The sequence below is a fragment of the Bifidobacterium sp. WK012_4_13 genome, from assembly GCF_041080835.1.
Lineage (GTDB): Bacteria > Actinomycetota > Actinomycetes > Actinomycetales > Bifidobacteriaceae > Bombiscardovia > Bombiscardovia fermentum.
This window is the reverse complement of the sequence record NZ_CP129683.1, coordinates 2,113,974-2,133,254: the sequence shown is the minus strand read 5'-3', so window position 1 is coordinate 2,133,254 and position 19,281 is coordinate 2,113,974. Positions and strand designations below refer to the sequence as shown.

Annotated in this window: 11 protein-coding genes and 2 tRNA genes; 5 read left to right on the top strand and 8 right to left on the bottom strand. The window is 55.6% G+C overall.

Annotated elements, in window-relative coordinates:
• Positions 1–107: 107 nt before the first annotated feature.
• The 5 genes from QN062_RS08675 to QN062_RS08655 all read right to left on the bottom strand — a co-directional run bounded on the left by QN062_RS08675 (position 108) and on the right by QN062_RS08655 (position 9,601).
• The gene (locus tag QN062_RS08675; RefSeq protein ID WP_369341403.1) at positions 108–3,941 is read right to left on the bottom strand and encodes a GH32 C-terminal domain-containing protein; all 3,834 of its coding nucleotides are present in this window, start codon (positions 3,939–3,941) and stop codon (positions 108–110) included.
• Between the two features lie 296 nt (positions 3,942–4,237).
• Entirely contained in the window at positions 4,238–5,323 is a 1,086-nt protein-coding gene (locus tag QN062_RS08670) for a sugar-binding protein (RefSeq protein WP_369341402.1), read from the bottom strand.
• A gap of 248 nt (positions 5,324–5,571) precedes the next feature.
• A complete protein-coding gene (locus QN062_RS08665) occupies positions 5,572–6,807 on the bottom strand; it encodes a sugar ABC transporter permease (RefSeq protein WP_369341401.1) in 1,236 nt (411 codons plus the stop codon).
• Positions 6,808–6,901: 94 nt separating this feature from the next.
• Positions 6,902–8,452 (bottom strand): multiple monosaccharide ABC transporter ATP-binding protein, encoded by a 1,551-nt coding sequence (mmsA, locus tag QN062_RS08660; protein ID WP_369341400.1) that lies wholly within the window; start codon positions 8,450–8,452, stop codon positions 6,902–6,904.
• 354 nt (positions 8,453–8,806) lie between these two features.
• Positions 8,807–9,601: a FadR/GntR family transcriptional regulator gene (locus QN062_RS08655; protein ID WP_369341399.1), complete on the bottom strand. Its 795-nt coding sequence runs from the start codon at positions 9,599–9,601 to the stop codon at positions 8,807–8,809.
• A 225-nt stretch (positions 9,602–9,826) separates the two neighbouring features.
• Here QN062_RS08655 and QN062_RS08650 point away from each other — a divergent pair, with 225 nt between their 5' ends.
• The 5 genes from QN062_RS08650 (at position 9,827) to QN062_RS08630 (ending at position 13,146) form a co-directional block, all read left to right on the top strand.
• Entirely contained in the window at positions 9,827–10,384 is a 558-nt protein-coding gene (locus tag QN062_RS08650; RefSeq protein WP_369342590.1) for a gluconokinase, read from the top strand.
• 139 nt (positions 10,385–10,523) lie between these two features.
• Complete coding sequence (locus QN062_RS08645; RefSeq protein WP_369341398.1) at positions 10,524–11,852, top strand: GntP family permease; 1,329 nt, start codon at positions 10,524–10,526, stop codon at positions 11,850–11,852.
• A gap of 115 nt (positions 11,853–11,967) precedes the next feature.
• Positions 11,968–12,843, top strand: coding sequence for a phosphogluconate dehydrogenase (NAD(+)-dependent, decarboxylating) (gnd, locus tag QN062_RS08640; protein WP_369341397.1), 876 nt, complete (start codon positions 11,968–11,970; stop codon positions 12,841–12,843).
• Between the two features lie 105 nt (positions 12,844–12,948).
• Positions 12,949–13,022: transfer RNA gene (locus QN062_RS08635), tRNA-Asp, on the top strand.
• A 48-nt stretch (positions 13,023–13,070) separates the two neighbouring features.
• Positions 13,071–13,146: transfer RNA gene (locus tag QN062_RS08630), tRNA-Phe, on the top strand.
• Between the two features lie 432 nt (positions 13,147–13,578).
• On the opposite strand, the gene QN062_RS08625 is transcribed toward QN062_RS08630, so the two are convergent.
• The 3 genes from QN062_RS08625 to QN062_RS08615 all read right to left on the bottom strand — a co-directional run bounded on the left by QN062_RS08625 (position 13,579) and on the right by QN062_RS08615 (position 19,274).
• Positions 13,579–13,941, bottom strand: coding sequence for a DUF1304 domain-containing protein (locus QN062_RS08625; protein WP_369342589.1), 363 nt, complete (start codon positions 13,939–13,941; stop codon positions 13,579–13,581).
• A gap of 648 nt (positions 13,942–14,589) precedes the next feature.
• Positions 14,590–16,911 (bottom strand): Ig-like domain-containing protein, encoded by a 2,322-nt coding sequence (locus QN062_RS08620; protein WP_369341396.1) that lies wholly within the window; start codon positions 16,909–16,911, stop codon positions 14,590–14,592.
• Between the two features lie 617 nt (positions 16,912–17,528).
• On the bottom strand, positions 17,529–19,274 hold the full coding sequence (locus QN062_RS08615; RefSeq protein WP_369341395.1) for a thiamine pyrophosphate-dependent enzyme: 1,746 nt from the start codon (positions 19,272–19,274) through the stop codon (positions 17,529–17,531).
• Positions 19,275–19,281: the final 7 nt, after the last annotated feature.

Sequence of the window (19,281 nt, the reverse complement as noted above, 5' to 3'; positions counted from 1 at the left end):
ACTTGCCTATCCGTTGTCCACATGGTGGGCGCTGTGACGGTTGCCGACGAAGCATCGGACACTGCAGTCACAGCGCTCAACTACCTCATGACTCAGAACGTGCGTTCTCAGAGCTTGATGACCAGCGCATTGTAGGCGTCGAGAAGGTCACAATAAGCGAGATCGACTTCCGCCTGAGTTGCAGCTCCATTCGACTTGACCGTGTTTGCGGAAGTCAGCAGGGTGTTCATCAGATTCCACGTGTCTGCTGTGAACTTTGCCTGCTTGGCTTTCTTGGCGACCGTGATCATCGTGTTCAGACTCGTCTTGGACACGGGAGTACCCGAATCAAGCGAATTCACCACGATCACGCCGAACTGCGCGGTGACCGCCTTGCGTGTTCCCAGAACCGAAACGGTGATGGTCTTCGTGCCGACCGTGTCCGAACTGAAACCGGTGATGTTGTATTCGCTTGGCTTGAGTACTCGCTGCTCTCCTCCGTCCCAGGTGGCCGTAACAACCAAACCTGCCGCGTCAAGTGCCAGTGCGCTCACTGCATATCGACGCGTTGTGGGAAGGGTGGTGATGACAATGGACTTGGCAGTAGAGGCACTCAGCTCTGGTTCGGGCTCTGGCTCAGGTTCGGACGCAGCAACCGTCACGCTGAAGCTTGTTGTGATCTCTAAGTTGGCAGTCAAAGCGACCGTCACGCTCGTGCTGCCTGTGCCCGAGAAGTCGAAGTCGAACCCGTACTCAGTTGATTCGAGCACTCGCTTCGTGCCGTTCGACAGCAACGCGGTCACTTCGAGTCCAGCAGCGTCAATGGCGTCGTCGGTTGTCAGATACTCGGTCTTGGTGGGCTGCTTCGTGACAGAAATCGATGCGATGCTCGGCTCGTCAAGTTGGTTGCTCGCCCAGATGCCCTGCAAGGGGTATATCTGCACGTCGGCGTTCACCGTGCCGCCCGACGCCCACATGTTCAAGCCTTGCCATGATTCATCAGGCAGAACCTGGACCGAAGCCGCCATCGTGTAGTCGTCGGCGAACACCTCGACGGACGCTCGGTCGACGAAGATGTGCAGCGTGACGCTGCCATCTTCGGCCGGCTTGACGGAGACTTGCTGCGCGTAATCCCTGAAGTTGTCCGAGACAGTCACATTGTGGGCGTTCTCACGATTGACGGCCAGCGTGTTGGTGTTGAAGTTATAGGTGATTGAGGTGCCCTTGCTGAAGTCATCTTTCATCAGGGTCACCACGCCCACCTCGCTTGCACCATCCTGTGGCGCGAACTTGGCAATCATCTCGTATTGATTGCCTGAGAAGCCATTCATCACGTTCTGACCATCAGGAACGATTTCATATTGCCCAGACTTCGCATGAGTGCCCATGCGCAAGGTCTCGTATGCGCTCAACGGCGTGCTCGTGAGCAGGAACTTGCCGTTCGCGTCCTTGGTGAGGCCCATCTTCAGCTGCAGGTCGAAGCTACCGTTGAAATGCTGGCCTGAAGCCACCAGTGCAGGGGCCACCTTGTTGCAGTAATCCTCCCAAGTATTCATCCACTGAATGGCGATCACGTCAGGGTTGGCCTCGGACTTCACGAACTCGCCCTGATAATAGGTCTGCGCGGCGTAGGCGTCCTTGGCGAGGTTCATGAGACCATTCGCACCGTTCTCCGCATATTGTTCGTCTGGGATGAACTTCCATACGCCTTGATCTTGACGGAAGTCGCCAATCTTGTACGTTCTTCCACCACGGCTCAGCACCCACTTATATTCGGTACTCTCACCATCGGTGTATGGCAGCATGAACAGATCTGGGCATTCCATATGCAGGTCGCCGTAGAGCGATTCGGCCTTCCAATCGACAAGATTCGTGGAGGAATAGATGCGTAACGGCCCACCGGCAATCACCATGAACCAGGTGTCTTGGTAGCGGAAGACCTTGGGATCGCGGAAGTCAGGATTATTCAGTCCGTCTTCCGTCCAATTCTTGACGATGCCCTCCTGCTTGTTCCACGTCTCACCATCACGGCTCGAAGCGATCATGACGCGCTGGCCGTTGCCATCGGCGGTGATGATCGCAACCAGGCAGTCCTGGCTGTAATCTTCGCCGCACAGCTTGGATGCGTTGCCGGTATCCACGACGGCGCTGCCGGAGAACATGGCTCCGTACTCGTCAGGATAGAAGGTGATGTGCTTGTCTTCCCAGTGAATCAGGTCGGTGCTGGTGGCATGCGCCCAGTGCATGGGGCCCCAGACCGTATCGTTGTAGAACTGATAGAAGAGGTGATACTCGCCGTTGAAATTCACCATGCCGTTGGGATCGTTCGCCCACCCTTCCTTGACGGAATAGTGGTATTGGTTGCGGTAGGTCTCATCGTAATAGTCAACTTCTGGATCGTAGCGGTGCACCATCAGGCGGTACACCAATTTGGCGCCATTGTTTTCCGTTTCAACGGTGAAGATGTTTCTGCCGACTTCAAGACTCACGTTGTCTGCACTGATGACACTGCCAGAAGCATTCTTGACGGTGACCGACGTGGCATCGTTCTTCTTCGGAGTATTGATGTTGATGGCAGACGTATTGGCGCTGACATACTGAATGTAGACGTACTGATTCGCGTCGAAGGTGCTTGGCGCATCCGCTGTGCCCTCGCCAAGAGCCGTCACGTTCAAGCCGGTCAGCTGTGGGGTATTGTCGCTGGTGATCGCCGTATAGGCCAGATTCGTATAGGTCACGTCACCGTTGAAGGTGAGCAGACCGATCTTGCCCTGCAAATACGCATCGTTCTGGCCCTTGATGGTCACACCGACACCCGAGTCGGCCGCGTGATCGTCGCCTCGAAGCATGTAATCCGCAGTGTTGAAGGCGAGTTGACTGTCGATATATATCACCGTGTGCTTGCCAATGGCATGAACTTCAATATCGTATTGCTGCTTTCTGGCTACATCGAATTCGGTCTGCAAATCGAGAGCGCTGCCATTCTCGAACTTGAACAGTCGAGCCTTGCCGCTGTCGTAATTGATGTTCGCAGCATAGGAGCAATTGCCGGTCGTACAGCTTTCCGTCACTCCCCCAGCGGCTCGGAATATCAGGGTCGCTGCGCCTCTTGGTTGGTTGAACTGAATTGTGGACTTGTAAACGCCGTCGGTGAAGTCGGCAGAATCGGAATAGAGGAAGGAATCATGCAGTCCGGTGCCATCAAGATTCGAAATGCCTCGAATGCCATCGTTGGCATATTCCCAGTATCCGGTGTCGTAGTTGAAATTCCCCAGACCGAGACCGTTCGTGCCGGAAGGCGTGTGCGATCCTTCCGTGGCGAGTTCACGGTATTCGACATTCTTGAAGACTGCGCCCGACTCCCATGTCAGCATGCCAATTCTGCCGCCATTCCATGCGCTCCCATTGCCGGTAAGGTCTCCGACGACTCGATAGTCAGAACCGAGCGCAGCCCCGGTCTGCGAAACCGAATAGATGAATCTGCCGTTGGCGCTCACTTGAAGGCTCAGGTGCACGCTTTGAGCAAAGTCAATACCCGCCCAATTGCTGCCGGTGATGTTCCATGACTGGACGTCTTTTTGTGGCTCGACGCGGAATACGCGTGCCCTGCCTTCGTTATCGGCCTGACTGTCGAAATTCGCAGCATACCAAGTGCCTTCGCCTGGAGTGTCGGCGTTGGTCACGCCAAAGAGCAACGCTGCGCTTCGACTGCCATCACCTTGAAGCGTGACATCGGCTTCATAGACGAATGATTTCGCGTTTTCCGGTGATTCACTCCACAGGAGGAAATGATCGCCGTCTTGCTTGGGAACCGATATTTCGCCTTCGCCGGCATTGAAGGCGGTGTTGCTTGGCTTATCAGTAAAAGAGTTTGCGGGCTGCGCCGCTGCAGCTCCTGGGAATCCAATTGCGAGACTCACTGCCACCACTCCTGCCAAGGCTGATGCTCGTATCCGTTTCACTTCAAGATCCTTTCGTATGTGCTGAGAACACCGCGAGAAACCGCATACCGTGTTCAGCTGAATTATTCGGGAATGTGCAACCGTTGCATTGAAAGTCGCACCGTGTCTTCACTCAGCTCGTCATTGAGCCCCGCCAGGTCAGCAACCAAGGAAACAGCTGGCCAGAGCGAAAAACCGATTCGCAATGGCCAGCATATGGGTGGCTTCCGTTATTCAAGAGCACCGACCGCATATGGATGATGCCAAGCAATCTCATTGTTTGGCTGTATCATCATCACGGCCCATGCATCTTAGCCTTACTTCAGCAATGCCATGCGGTCCGCATCGTCTGCGAATACTTCCTTCGCATTCTCCTTCGTGACAACAACGGGATCGAGTTCATAGAGAGGCACATCGATGGAACCGTTGTCAGCAGTGTCATCGGCGGCAGGAAGATCATTGCCCTGTTGCAGTGTCTGAATCAGCTCGACGCTCTTGGCAACGAGTGCATCGGTCGGCTTGGCAATGGTCGACCACTGCTTGCCTTCCCAGATCCACGTAATCGACTCATTCTCAGCATCCAGGCCGGATACGACGGGAATGTCTTGCCCTGCCTGCTCGCATGCAGTGATGATCGCACGCGCTATTCCATCATTTGGAGAGAGCACGCCATCGATCTTCTTGTCGGAATAATTGCCCGAAAGCAAGGAATCCATACGCTGCTGAGCCTTGCTGTTATCCCAGTCGGCAGTTGCGGCCTGGGTGAAATCGGTCTGGCCGGAAACGACGGTCAATGTTCCATCATCGATCTTCGGCTGCAGAACTGTCATGGCACCCTTGAAGAAGTTCGGAGCATTCGGATCGGCAGGACCACCGCCGAAGAGCTCGATGTTATAAGGTCCGTCGCCTTTCTTCTCGCTCAGGCCATCGAGCAAGGCCTGGCCTTGCAATTCACCGATACGAATCGAGCCGAACTGCACGATGGCGTCGATGGCATCCGTGTTTTCGATCAGGCGGTCGTATCCGATGACGGCGACGCCAGCTTCCTTCGCCTTCGTCAGCACCGAACCAAGCTGCGTGCCATCGATCGGAGCGACGATAAGCACCTTTGCACCCTGCTCGATCATGGCTTCGATTTGCTGCTGCTGCTGTGGAACCTTCTGATCTGCGGCCTGGATCAAAGGCTTGAACCCAGCTGCGGTCAGCTGATCGGCAAACATGGTCTCGGCCTCCTTCCAATTCTGAGTGCCAAGCCATGGCAGAGAGACACCGATCGTCGCATCCGCCGCAAAGCCGGAATCGGTCGTTGCGGTGGTTTCGCTTCTGCTTCCGCCTCCGCATGCCGCCAACGTGGCCACTGCCAGAACGGCTGCAACTGACCCGAATATTTTTTGTACTCTCATAATAATTTCCTTTTCTTCTTCTTTATTTACATTTATGTACAGCTTCGATTGCCTCAAACGCGATTTTCATGGAGTCAGCCTTGCGAAGCGCAACTTCCCCCTTCTCGGACAGCTCATGCGCCTTCATGGTGCAATCAAGCTGTCAGGAGATACTGTCGTGAAACATTGTCGTGAAACATTGCTGTGAGACAGCGCCCTGAGACATGAATCTCGTCTGAAAGGGCGCTTCCTTCTGGAAGCGCCCACGATCATTGCGTTGTCACTTCTTCCTTCTTGCGGAAGGATTCCATAATCTTGCCGATAATCGATGGCCTGCCCTGCTGCTTGTTGAGCGCATCGATCGCAACTGCCAGCAAGAGCACAAGACCCTTGATGACCTGAGTCTTGTCGGCGCCGACACCCATCAGCATGAGTCCGGAATTCAGCACAGCTATGAGCACCCCACCAACCATCGTCGCCATGATGGTTCCGACACCGCCTGAAACCGCCGCGCCTCCGATGAATACGGCAGAGATGGCGTCCAATTCCCAATTCGTCCCATCCCCAGGTCCGGCAGCAGTCGCGCGGCCAAGGAAAAGCACGCCTGCGAGCGCAGCGAGGAATGACATGTTAGCCATGACTGCGAAATAGGTCCGCGACACATTGACGCCCGAAAGCGCGGCAGCCTGCCTGTTGCCGCCAACCGCATAGATGTGACGGCCAAAACGAGTGCGCTCAGTAACGATGTGATAGGTGGCCACCAAGGCGACGAGCACCAGACCTGGGATTGGGAACGAGGTACCCGGCCGCCCGGAACCAAAGAGCCAAGTGACATAGGCGATGACGATGCCGACAATGCCGACTCTGACGCAGACTGGCCACAGTGGCAAGGCAGTTTCGGCGTCGCCCAGTTTCGAACTTGTGTATGCATTGAACTGCGACCATGTGAACAGTGCGATGGCGGCCAGTCCAAGCAAGAGCGTTGGGTTGTTCATCTGAGTCCAGGACGGACCCCATTCCGGGAGATATCCGGCACCGAAGAATTGCAACTCCTTCGGTCCAGGCACGGAAATCGAGCCCGAAAGCCAGATAACGGCGCCACGGAAAATCATCATGCCTGCCAAGGTTGAGATGAACCCCGGGATTCCCATCTTTGAAAGCCAGAATCCCTGCCACGACCCTATTAGCAGCCCAAGCACGAATCCAAGGAGCACGGCGACATACCACGGAAGATTGAAGTCTCTTGCTGAAATTGCCACGACCATCGCGACAAAGCCGGCCACGGATCCGACGGACAGATCAATCTGGCCGATAACGATGACCATAAGCATGCCGATGGCAAGAATCAAGACATACGCATTGCCGGAGATCAGATTCTGCATGTTCGAGGAGGTGAGCATCCTTCCTCCCGATATGATGTGGAACCCGACCAGTAGCACGAGCAAGGCAACCACCATCGGAACCTGCCTGAGGTCGTTACCGAGTACCTGCTTAACATATTTCATATGAGTTACACCTCTCTGTGTATTGCAAGGAATGTGTTCGCTGGCTCAGAAAAGTGCCAGCGACATGGAAAAAAATCAAATGCCGTTCTGTGACTCAGGCAGCGAGAGTGGTTGTCATCAATCGCATGATCGACTCCTGGTCGGCGTTCTCGGTGAGAAGTTCACCGGTCAATCTGCCTTCGCAGATGGTATAGATCCTGTCAGTCATGCCGAGAATCTCCGGAAGTTCAGAACTGATGAAAATAACTGCCTTCCCTTCATCTGCGAGTTGCTGAACGAGCTTGTATATCTCGTATTTCGCTCCTACATCAATGCCGCGTGTCGGTTCATCGAGAATCAGGACGTCCGGATCAGGAAACATCCATTTTGAAAGCACGACCTTCTGCTGATTTCCACCAGAAAGAGTCGAAACTCCAACATCGACGGATTGAGTCTTTATCTTCAGGCTTTTGCGGTAGCGCTCGGCTACGGCACGCTCCTTGGAGAAATCAATGAGACGTCGGGTGAGTATCTTCTGCAAATTAGCAGAGACCGTGGTTTCCTCGATATTGTCGAGAAGATTCAGGCCCAGAAGCTTACGGTCTTCAGGAACGTATGCCAGACCGTGGTGTATGGCCTCGCTGACCGAGCGGACGGCGATCTGCTTTCCCCGTATCGTAATTGCCCCAGACCTGTATATTCCGTAGTTCCTCCCAAATATGGACCGAGCCATCTCCGTGCGGCCGGCGCCCATCAATCCCGCAAAGCCGACGATTTCACCGGACCTGATCTCAAAGCTGATGTTGTCGGAAAGCAGGCGGCCTGGAACGTTGGGATCTTCGACAGTCCAATTGTCGACCTTGAAAATGACGTCTCCGATTGTCGGCTCATGTGCGGGGTATCTGTTGCTCAAGGAGCGGCCTACCATCGCTTTGATGATGGTGTCCTCATCGATCCGCCCATCTTCCACAGACATGCGATCCACCGTCTTGCCATCTCTGATGACGGTGATGGAATCGGCGATTTCCGCCACCTCGTTGAGCTTATGCGAGATGATGATGCAGGTTATGCCTTTGGTGCGAAGGGAACGCATCAGATTCAGCAGATTCTCGGAATCTTCCTCGTTGAGGGCCGACGTGGGTTCATCGAGTATGAGCAAGGACACGTTCTTCGACAGAGCCTTCGCTATCTCGACAAGCTGCTGCTGTCCGACTCCCAGATTTTTAATCGGAGTCGATGGATCAGCTTCCAGACCCACTCTCGCCAGCAAGTCACGGGTCTTGTTCTCGGTCTCGTTCCAATCGATCAGCCCCTTTGCAAGCAGCTCATTGCCAAGAAAGATGTTCTCTGCGATGGACAGCTCAGGGATCAGTGCGAGCTCCTGATGTATGATGACGATTCCCGATTTCTCCGACTCCTTGATCGAGTGGAATTGCGCGACCTCACCGTTGAATACGATATCGCCGGAATATGTGCCATATGGGTACACACCGGAAAGAACCTTCATCAATGTGGATTTTCCTGCCCCATTCTCCCCACAGATTGCGTGGACCTCTGCCTTCTTCACCGCTAGGGTCACCTTATCCAGAGCACGCACTCCTGTGAATTCCTTGGTAATCCCTTTCATTTCAAGAACGTTCGGTACATCTCCACCAGTCGAAGTCATATATTTCTCCTTTCCAGCACTTCAATGAGCTGAAATACAGCCACGAACGAGACAGGTCCAACAACCTTCTCGAAGATTGAAGGATGATCGACATTGAATGCAACCAGTCTCAAATGTCCATAATACACACAGTATGGATATATTTTTACAGCTTGTTTTGAAAGGATAATATATTAACGCAGTTGAGGCAACAGGCAACACGCCGCTACGGAAGCATCAGATGACTCATCTGCGCAAAATGGCAGACTCGAGACGGCTGTGCCCAGCCTTCGAACACAGCCTTCACACTAGGAATTCACAGACAGCCTTCACACCTAGACCTCGCATCAGGAATTCGGCGGAAAATCGGGTCGGTCAGCTCTCGCGAGCGATCGCATCGTCGACTTCATCGACGATGCGGCGCATTCCCTGTCGGGCGGCGACCGGGTCCCCTCGCCAGATTCCCTCTGCAACCTCCTGATGGGCATCAAGGGCCTCGGGCTGAGGCCGCCTCGGATACATTCCTATCTCCACGCGACCGCGCAGAATCGTCGCCACTATGTCGGAGAGGGCCGCAAACAGATCATTGCCGCTATACCTGAGAAGCAGTGAGTGGAACTCGATGTCCATCGTATGGAAGTCATCAAGACGACCGGATTCTCCGGCCTTTCTCATTTCCTGCGCCAATACCGGCATGCGCGAGCGTATTTCGATGGGTGCCCGTTCCGCCGCCTTCGCGGCCGCGACCGGCTCCACGGCAAGCCTGAGTTCAGTCAGTGCCAGCAGTGCCTCCCGGCGTCTGCTTGAATGGAGCTTCCATTCGATGACGACCGGGTTGAGGGATGACCACATATCCAGGGGCTGCGGGCAGATGCCCATTCTCCGCCGCACGGTTACCGCACCGACATCGGACAGCAGCCGGGCAACCTCCCTGGCAACGGTTCTCGATACCTGAAACCTGAGCTGAATGTCCTCGAGCGTAAGGTTCCTGTCACCGTTCCATCTGCCTTCGATCATGTCAAGCGCCAGTTCCTGTGCGACAGGAATATGCTTTGACGAAGGAGAGGACGCGACACCGTTGCTCACCGTCGAACCCGCATCGCCTCCAACCGGGGATGCGGCATTCCCACCACTGACACCGACGGTTCTTGGCCCTTCACTATTTCCCATATCTGCGAGACTAGCAAGAGTGTATGAAATGTGACGTAGAAGACATCTTTTTTCTGAATTAATACTCTTTTTAAATTGATTGATACTCCTAATGAATGTACAATTGATGATGTTCGCAAGAACGACATACAGAGATTCTGATTGGCAGCTGCAATGAGGCAGAAAGTGAGAGATGCATTGAACAACGAAAACAAGACGCTTGACAGACCCATACATATTGTCGTGATGGGGGTTGCGGGCAGCGGGAAGTCAACGGTGGCCGAGGCTCTTCGAGATCAGCTGGGACTTACGATGGCCGAAGGCGATGACTTCCATCCCAAGGCAAACATTGAAAAAATGTCGCACGGAATTCCGCTCACCGACTCGGACCGACGCCCTTGGCTAGAAGTCATCAACCGCTGGATGCTGGGGAGGAACGCGCTGGGAGAATCGACTGTCGTATCCAGCTCGGCATTGAAGCGTTCATACCGCGACATACTGCGCAAGGATGTCCCGGTCTTCTTCATCCACCTCGTAGGGACACAGGAGCTGATTCAGAAGCGTCTCAGCGAGCGCAAGGGCCATTTCATGCCTCCGGCACTGCTGCCCAGCCAATTTGCCGACCTTCAGCCGCTGGAACCCGATGAACCCGGCATCGAGGTTTGCGTCGAAGGGAGCAGCGAGGACATGGTCAGACGCTCCATCGCTGCCGTGAAAGCGCATGCGGAGCGCGAGGAATCACCGACTTCGGAAGCGACCGCAGAGCAGGCCGACAAATCCTTGGAATCCTCGGAGACGAAGTGACGCGGGGCGTGGCAGACATATCGTCCAGCAGCCACATATGCCCGAAAGCCCAATGCTGTGAATTCATATCAGATTCGCGTGATGCCGAGCATCGGCGTTCATCGCAGATCATACAGAAAATACACAAAGGAGTGTCGTTATGAATCTGATCATTGCTGCGATCTTGGGAATCGCCACCATCGTTATTCTCATTACGGTGGTGAAGCTGCATCCCTTCCTTTCCCTGATGCTCGGTTCGTTCGTGATGGCCGTGTGCGCAGGTGTCTCATATGACAAGTCGTTCGACAGCTTTACCACCGGCTTGGGAACGACTGTCTCAAGCGTCGGTATATTGATCGCCTTAGGTGGCATCATCGGAGCCTTGCTCACGGTCTCGGGTGGAGCCGATGCGATCGTCGACACCATCTTGGACAAGACGCCCGCACAGCTGCTTCCCTGGGCGATGGCCCTGGTCGCGTTCGCCGTCGGCATTCCGCTGTTCTTTGAGGTTGGCGTCGTCATACTCATCCCCGTGGTGATATTCGCCGCGAGAAGGGCAAAGAAACCGCTGATCATGCTTGGAATACCTGCACTTGCGGGCCTTTCTACGCTGCACGCATTCATCCCCCCACATCCGGGACCTCTGGTTGCGATCAGCGCCCTGAATGCGAACCTCGGTCTCACACTCGGCCTTGGCCTTATCGTTGCAATTCCGACAGTGATCATTTCCGGTCCTCTGCTGGCTCGCGTCATGGTGCGTTGGGTTCCGATCATGGCTCCGGAAGACACCAAGGTGAAGGAAACTCCTGAGGACAAAAGCAGCAGACCCAGCTTTGCAACCTCGCTGTTCGTGATTCTTCTTCCCGTCATTCTTATGCTTGGCAGCAGCATCATCGATCTGACCGGCTATACGAAGAATCCTGTGGGACGTTTCTTCGTGTTCATCGGGCAGCCCTTGGAAGCGCTGCTGATCACGACATTCGTCGCGATGATTCTGCTCGGCGTGCTGCATGGACACGGACGCGACAAGCTCAATTCCATCGTCAATACATCCTTCGGCTCGATCGCTGGAATCCTGCTGATCGTGGGAGCTGGCGGCGGCTTCAAGCAGACGCTGGTCGATTCTGGCATCGGCAAGGTAATCGCTTCTGGCATCGCCAGCTCAGCGATCAATCCCCTTATCGCCGGGTGGCTGGTTGCAGTGCTCATTCGAGTCGCGACCGGTTCTGCAACGGTTGCGACCGTAACCGCATCCGGCCTGATGGTACCGCTCGCCTCCGGTCTGAGTCCTACGCATCTGTGTCTGCTCGTACTCGCGATAGGCGCAGGATCGGTATTCCTGTCACATGTGAATGACGCAGGCTTCTGGATGGTCAAGGAATACTTCGGCATGACGGTCGGGCAGACCTTCAAGACCTGGTCTCTCATGGAAACGGTGCTGTCAATCGTGGGACTTGTCTTTACCCTGCTCGTGTCACTTTTGGTCTAGCGATGAGAACCACGCAGCCCAGGACAGTTTCGGACGAAGCCGGCTCGACGAACGACACCGGCTTCGCAGACACATCAGACTCACTGCAAATGAACATCAAATGAAAGGTGAAATCATGCAAATCGGCATGATCGGTCTCGGCCGCATGGGCGGCAATATGGCTTCTCGACTCAAGGAAGATGGACATTCCATCGTCGGCTTCGACAGAGCTGCGCAGTCAGGGCGTGACGTTGATTCTCTGGAGGCGCTCGTTGGCGCGTTGAGCGCTCCTCGCACGATCTGGGTGATGCTGCCCGCTGGCGCACCTACGGATTTGACGATCAAGGCTCTCTCATCGTTGCTCGACAACGGCGATGTGATCATCGATGGCGGCAACACACATTACAGTGACGACATTCGCCATGCGAAGGAGCTTGAACCATTCGACATCCATTTCATGGATGTCGGAGTCTCCGGTGGGGTCTGGGGCAAGGAACGTGGCTACGCGCTCATGGTCGGAGGATCCAAGGAAGACTATCGGCATTGCCTGCCAATCTATGAGAGTCTCAAGCCATCGGGCGAGGATGGGCTCGTTCTCGCAGGAGGGGTCGGCGCCGGACACTTCGCCAAGATGGTTCACAATGGCATCGAATACGCCATGATGCAGGGTCTCGGCGAGGGATATGCGACCATGAAGCACAGTGGACTCATCGAGAACCCCGGTGAAGTCGTGGCCTCTTGGAGGCATGGGACCGTCATCGAATCCTGGCTGCTCGATCTGCTTGCCCGCGCGTTGGAGAAGGATCCAGGTCTGGAATCGATGCCTCCCGTTGCCGATGAGTCCGGTGAAGCTCGCTGGATGGCTCAGGTTGCCTTGGAACTGGGCGTTCCCGTCCCTGCCACGGCTGCGGCGCTCTTTGCACGCCAAAGCTCGAGGGGTGGCAGCGACGATGCGCTGAAGGTGGTTTCGGCGTTGCGCGCGCAATTCGGCGGACACGTCACCAAGGACTGATTTTCGACGCTTTTGCGACACGCCGCAAGGCACAAAAACCCGTCGTGGTTTGTCATCTCGGCGGGTTTCTTGTAAGATATCCACTTGGCTGCTTTTTGTAGTTATGGCCCCGTAGCTCAGTTGGTTAGAGCGCCGCCCTGTCACGGCGGAGGTCACCGGTTCAAGTCCGGCCGGGGTCGCAAGAATGGTGAAAGCCCGGTTAATCCGGGTTTTTTCAACTGTTCTCTGGCTCTGTAGCTCAGTTGGTAGAGCGAGCGACTGAAAATCGCTAGGTCAGCGGATCGATGCCGCTCGGAGCCACCACTAAAATGGCGGAATATCAATGATAAACACCATACGACATCCACTCGGATGCCGTATGGTTTCCGTATGAATGTCCGCTAATGTCCGCTTATTTCCATCCAAGCATAATCATGGCGAGAAACGACAGCAGCGGCGTAACAAGAACGTCCAAGAACACAGCCTGATGACTTTCAACAATGGCAAGACATGCACCTACACGAGGCACGAAGCCCGAATCTGCATGGATGAGAACGAGAACTGCACGCGTACGCGCAAGACAGTGAATGCCAAGAATCAGAGAGTGCGCGCATGCGAGCGCCGCTTGGCTACGGCCACATCAGCTTCCGGCCGCATCGTGCGCGATAATCTCTCAGCTCGCACAGTTCATGTACCCTTCTTCCACCAACAGTGTGACACAGCGAAATCCATGAGGTAGACGGGACAGGGGTGCCGTCAGAGTATCGACAGCAGTAGCAGGACTCCACCGACAAGAGGAAGGACGAGCTGCTTGACCGCAGCCCCACGCTTGTCCGGACTCGATACGAAGAGCACGATGGCCGCCGCCGACATGGAAGCCGCCGCCGCCAGCATCAGCGTCATGCCCACGGTGAAACGACCGGATAGATAGGCGATCGAACCACCAAGAGCCATCAGACCGATGAAAAGATTGTAGAAACCCTGGTTGAATGCCATCTCTCGCGTACTCTCAGCCTCGTCGGTGCCGCTGACCGAGAAAACCCTCATCGTCGATTCCCTCATCCAGAGAAACGACTCAAGCACGAAAATATAGCCACACAGACAGCCGACCAGTATCATCACTGCACAACCCCATTGAGCAAACATATTGCCTCCCCCTCAGACAGTTCTAACAAGACTACCGCCCCTTCCTATCCAACCAGTGCAGCACGAGCAGTGGGGCTCTAAGCCCGACGCTGCCGACGTCCGTCCGCTTGATCACTCGATGCCGGCTCTCTGGAGACTTGTGCGTGCCGCTTGCGAACAATGCTCTTGTCATGCCCGCTGAAGACTCAGTCACGCACGAGGACGGCGAACCATGGAATGTCGAATCCCACTTTCTCTCCGTTTTCAGCCTTTCGCTTTCCTTCTTCACGGCCTGGGTTCAAGTTTTTGGCACTTCCCACTGTATGACGCTCCAGAATCGGCGATATTGAGACGTCGCTAAGCCAAAAAACAGGAATTGTACTTCAGCAAGTGCCAAAAACTTGAATGCTCGGGCAAAACAGAGGGATGGAGGCTGTGAATTGGGCTGTGACGCTATGTTCGCTGCCGATTTCATCGCATGGGCTGGCGGAAGGGTGCATGCTCATGCGGCGGCATGAGCGATGAAGGACGTTTCAACATAAGCTCCGCCGTCGCATGAAAAGGCCCATGTACGATTTCCCGTACATGGGCCCATCTCGGCGTTCGCAGCCGGCTAATCATCCGATTCCCATCAAAACCCCGTCAGTCCTGTGAGCGCTTCCTGAAGCCGATGAAAGCCAATCCAAGTCCACCAAGCACCACGACAGCGGCAACGATGGATATGACTGCCGCACCTGTATGAGGAAGGCTTGAACCCGTGCTCTGCCGAGTCTCCGAGTTGGTCGGCTTGGCCGATGGCGTGGCAGGCGTCGTGGGGGTGGCAGGCGTCGTGGGCGTTGACGGAGTCGGGACCGCTGACGCCACTATGTTCACTTTCAACTCACCACTTGCACTCAAACCGTTCTCATCGCTTACCGTGTAAGGCTGAGCAGTCACCTCGCCCTTGTAATCCTTGAAGGGAGTGAAGGTGGCTACAGGCTGGCCATGCACCAGGGAAATCGTCCAGGTGCCCTCTCCAGGAACGGTCTTGCTTGTCTCACCGTTATCAAAGGTGACCTTGATGACCTTTCCACTTCCAGGAATGGTCTTTGGAGTGAGCGTGGCAGTCTGATTGGGATTGATCGTCTTCTCGGCATCGCCAGTGATGGGCTTGATGATGACGTCGAGCGTGCTGGTCGCGGTCAGGCCATTAGCATCAGTAACCGTGTACTGCTGCTGGGTGACAGGACCCGTGAACCCATCGACCGGCTTGAAGGTCGCGACAGACTGGCCATCGTCATCAAGGGAGATGGTCCATGTGCCTTGACCATCAACGGTCTTCGTGGACGAACCATTGTCGAAGGCGACGGATTCGATGGTGCCCGTTCCTGTCTTTGTCGCAGGATTCAAAGTCGCCGTCGCACCCTGATCGACCGTCACCTGCGCAGGTCCGGCCGTCGGAGGCTCGTTGATGGTCACATCAAGGGTCGATGATGCGGTCAGCCCATATTCATCGGTGACCGTGTACCTTTCCTGGGCAATGGTGCCGGTGACCGTCGTATCCTTTGGCGTGAAGGTTGAAGTCACCTTGCCGTTCGCATCGACTGACAGCTTCCATGTCCCCTGATCCGTGACCTTGGTATCGCTGCCATTGTCGAAGGTCGCCTTGGTGATCTTCCCATTGCCAGGCGTGCTCACCACGCCGTTCAGAGGAATCGGATCGGTCGTTGGATTGCTGGTGGCTGTTCCTGGAGTGGTCTTCGGCCCCTTGGCCACGACGTTTGCAACGCAGGACGATGCCCCGTTTGCCGGTGTGCTGACAGTCGCGGTCAAGCCGTCGGAGGACACGGACGGATCGACCGTCTCTCCGTTCTGCGTGCACGACCACGTTATGTCATACGCCTTGATGTCGCTCGTGCCGTCGGTTTTGGCAACCGTGTACGTCGTAGGGGTGCTTTCGGTTCCGCCTAGGAACGGCTCATTGATATATTGCGCACCAGAAGTGCTGCCATCCGATGACACGTCCACAAGCTTCCCCCCGGAAGTGGAGGCCGTCGTCGTGAAAGTCGCATTGGAATTGCCATCCTGGGTCACATCGATGCCAGGCTTCGCCGTGCTGAACACCATGGCGAATGCAATTCCCTGACGGGAGGATCCTCCGTTGTTGCGGAAGGTCGATGCTATCTCCGTCGGTGCATCCGCGCTTGCCATGATGATTCCTCGACGACCCGCAGTGCCAGCGCCTCCAGTGCAATCCAAACTGGTCGTGTCCGAACCGGTCAGACCACCGGCGCACGGCTCTGACCAACCATCAGGCACGATGCTCTCGTACTCGCTGAGAGGCTTGTCGGACGTCCACATAAAGCCCTCGCCACTACCCGTGGATTCCGCATCGGCTACGACGATGCCATAGCCTGAAGTGACCGCCACGCCGTTCTTGGTGACCGTGATGTCACTGAGAGAAACGGTGTCCCTTGCAAGATTGGTGCCGTTCCCACCGTTGTTGAGCTGATAGAAGGCTGGCTCGCCGGAAGTGCCCACATAGTAGTCCTGACCATTCCATGTCGCTCCAAGCAGAGAGCCCTGATCCGTGGCAGACCCGCCATTGCCCCACGTGGGAAGGCTCGTCGAATCGACGCCGTTGGCTCCATTGGTGCCCTCGGATACCTTTACCTTCATCGTCACGGTGTAGTTGCCAAGACTGATTGACATGTCTCTTTGGACTGGACCTTTACTCAGGTCGTCTGCGGTCACAGTGCCGAAACCGCTCATATCGATCCAGCACAAGGCATCCGCCTTGGGGCCGCCGGTTCCATATGAACATCCATTCGACGCCTTGGCCTGGGCATCAGCCTGAGCATCGGCCTGAGCGGTCTGAACGGTCTGATTCACGGCAAGACCGGTCGTCCCCAGAAAAACCCCAATGCCGAGAATGCCCATGAGGGCTCTCTTGCCAGCACCTTGCATCTTAGCGATAAACGACACTTAATTCCCCCTAATATCGGCATATTCCCAGAGGTGGAAACATGCTCATGCCTGCAAGCTGTCTGGATGACCTGCATCCGAAGAGGCTCCCCCACTTCTGGCCTGCATTGTCCGCGTCTGCCCCACGACCCCTCGAATCGCAGGCATGGTCATCAACGCATATCGGACTCAGTGTACGATAAATCTAAGACTACTTGCTTTTGGTGCACTACTCAATCTCGGGGATGTGAACTGCCTAACATGTCAGATGCATGCAGCACAGAGAGGCATAGGGCATTAACCAGGCTAAATATGAGAACAGGGTCATGTGTAACCCTTGATTGATCGATTCGATCCCAGGATATAGTCAAGGGACGCCCCTTCTCCAAACACGAGCGGCACTCGCATTAGATTCTGTTACCTCTCCCTGCCCTATATCAGAGAAAGGTATGGCTGCATCCCATCAGGAATGCAGCCATACCTTTCATCAGGCTCGAAGCGATCGGTCGTCCGACACATCCGTTGCACGGATTCCCCGGTTCCCCAGCAGTGAAGGAACTGGATGCATCGCCTGCGCGTGACCTTGCAGTGGCGGACTATCCAGATTGCGAGCAGCAGGGCACCATGAGGGTGAGCGTTCAGCGCTGGCTTTCCAAGAGCTGTGCAAGCGTCGGCTCATCGTCAAGGTTATAGAGCTTGCGGAAGCCACTGGAGGCGGCCGCACCGAACTTCTGCTCATCGAGAGGGATGAACGACGTATCAATCGGGTCGATGTAGGGAAGCTTCGCATCGAGCACGATGGGCCTGGTGTCACCGGCAGCCCGGAACTCATGGATCTGCTCGAATGCAGCCTTGAGCGAGGCGTTGTCCGTTGCAGTCAGTCCTATCGCCCCGAAGCTGCGGGCCATTCCTGCCCAGTCGGCTCCATCGAGATCGGTCCCATACAGACCCAGCTTTCCCTTGATCTGCTCATGACGAATGAAGCCGAACGCCTTGTTCTCAAGCACGACATTGACGACAGGAAGCTTGTATCTCACCTCGGTGAGAATCTCCTGGTTGACCATGGCAAAGCCTCCGTCACCGGAAATGGTCCACACGTCTCGGTCGGGATGGGAAAGCGCGGCGGACAGACCGGCCGGAACGGCATAGCCCATGGTTCCGTACCAAGGAGACATCGTGAAGCGCTGATCGGATCCGACTGGCAGCTGGCGCAACGACCATGCCGTGTTATTGCCGACGTCAAGACCGAAGATCGCCCTGTCAGAGGCGTTGCGGGCGACTTCTCGTATGACGGACTCCGCTGCCAGCCCGTTCGAATCATCGTCTGCGAGCTTGTCGAGCCATGCAAGCCAGTTTTCGCGATTCAGCCGAGCCGCCTTCTCGAACTGCTGCGCCTGCTCGTTTGCGGGATGCTTCGCCAATTCATCGAGCACCTGTGCACCGTCGGCCACGAAGGCAATGCTGGCTTCAAGCTGGTTGCCGATATCCGAAGGATTGGTATTGACCTGGATGATGGTCTTGTCGTGAGGCATGAATCTTCCGAAGGGATAATTGGTACCTGCGAACAATATCAGGTCTGCAAGCTGCGAGGCCTCGAATGCGGGCTTGTCCCCAAGTCGTCCTCGCGTTCCCATGTAATTCGGCCAATCCTGGGGAACTATTCCGGTCGCGGGTGCAGTGGAGAGCACAGGCATGTGGAAATGCTCGGCAAACCGCATCACCGAATCAGCCTTGCCGTGCATGCCCTGGCCTATCCAGAGCACAGGCCTTTTGGCCTTGGCTAGCGCATCCGCAGCCATGTCAATCTCATGCTGATCCAAGGAATAGCTCACGCGTGCATTCGACATCAACGGGGTCTTGGATTCCGTATATTCAATCTGGGTGCCGGTAAGGTCCTCGGGAAGTATCACCACTGCCACACCACGCTTGGTATATGCCGCCTTGATCGCATCCTCTATGACCGACGGAATCTGCTCGGCGGTGGCGACCTGCCTGTTATAGACGGCGACGTCGGAGAAAATAGGCACTTCACTGAGTTCCTGGAAGAAATGCGTGTTCTGGAACTGGGTGGTCACCTGCCCGACCAAGGCAAGCACTGGGACGTTGTCCATCTTGGCATCGTAGAGACCATTGAGCATATGAACCGACCCAGGACCTGCCGAGGCGAAGGCCACGCCGATCTTGCCGTCAAGCTTCGCATCGGCTGCGGCTGCAAGGGCGCCGGCCTCCTCATGACGAACCTGGATGTAGCGTATGCCATCACGCTCCTTCCACAGACCTTCCACCACATTGTTGATCGAATCCGCAGGAATTCCATAGACATGGTCGACTCCCCAACGTTCGAGCACCTTGGCGAGGGCCTGCCCCGCGGTGATTGTTGCCATTGTGTTT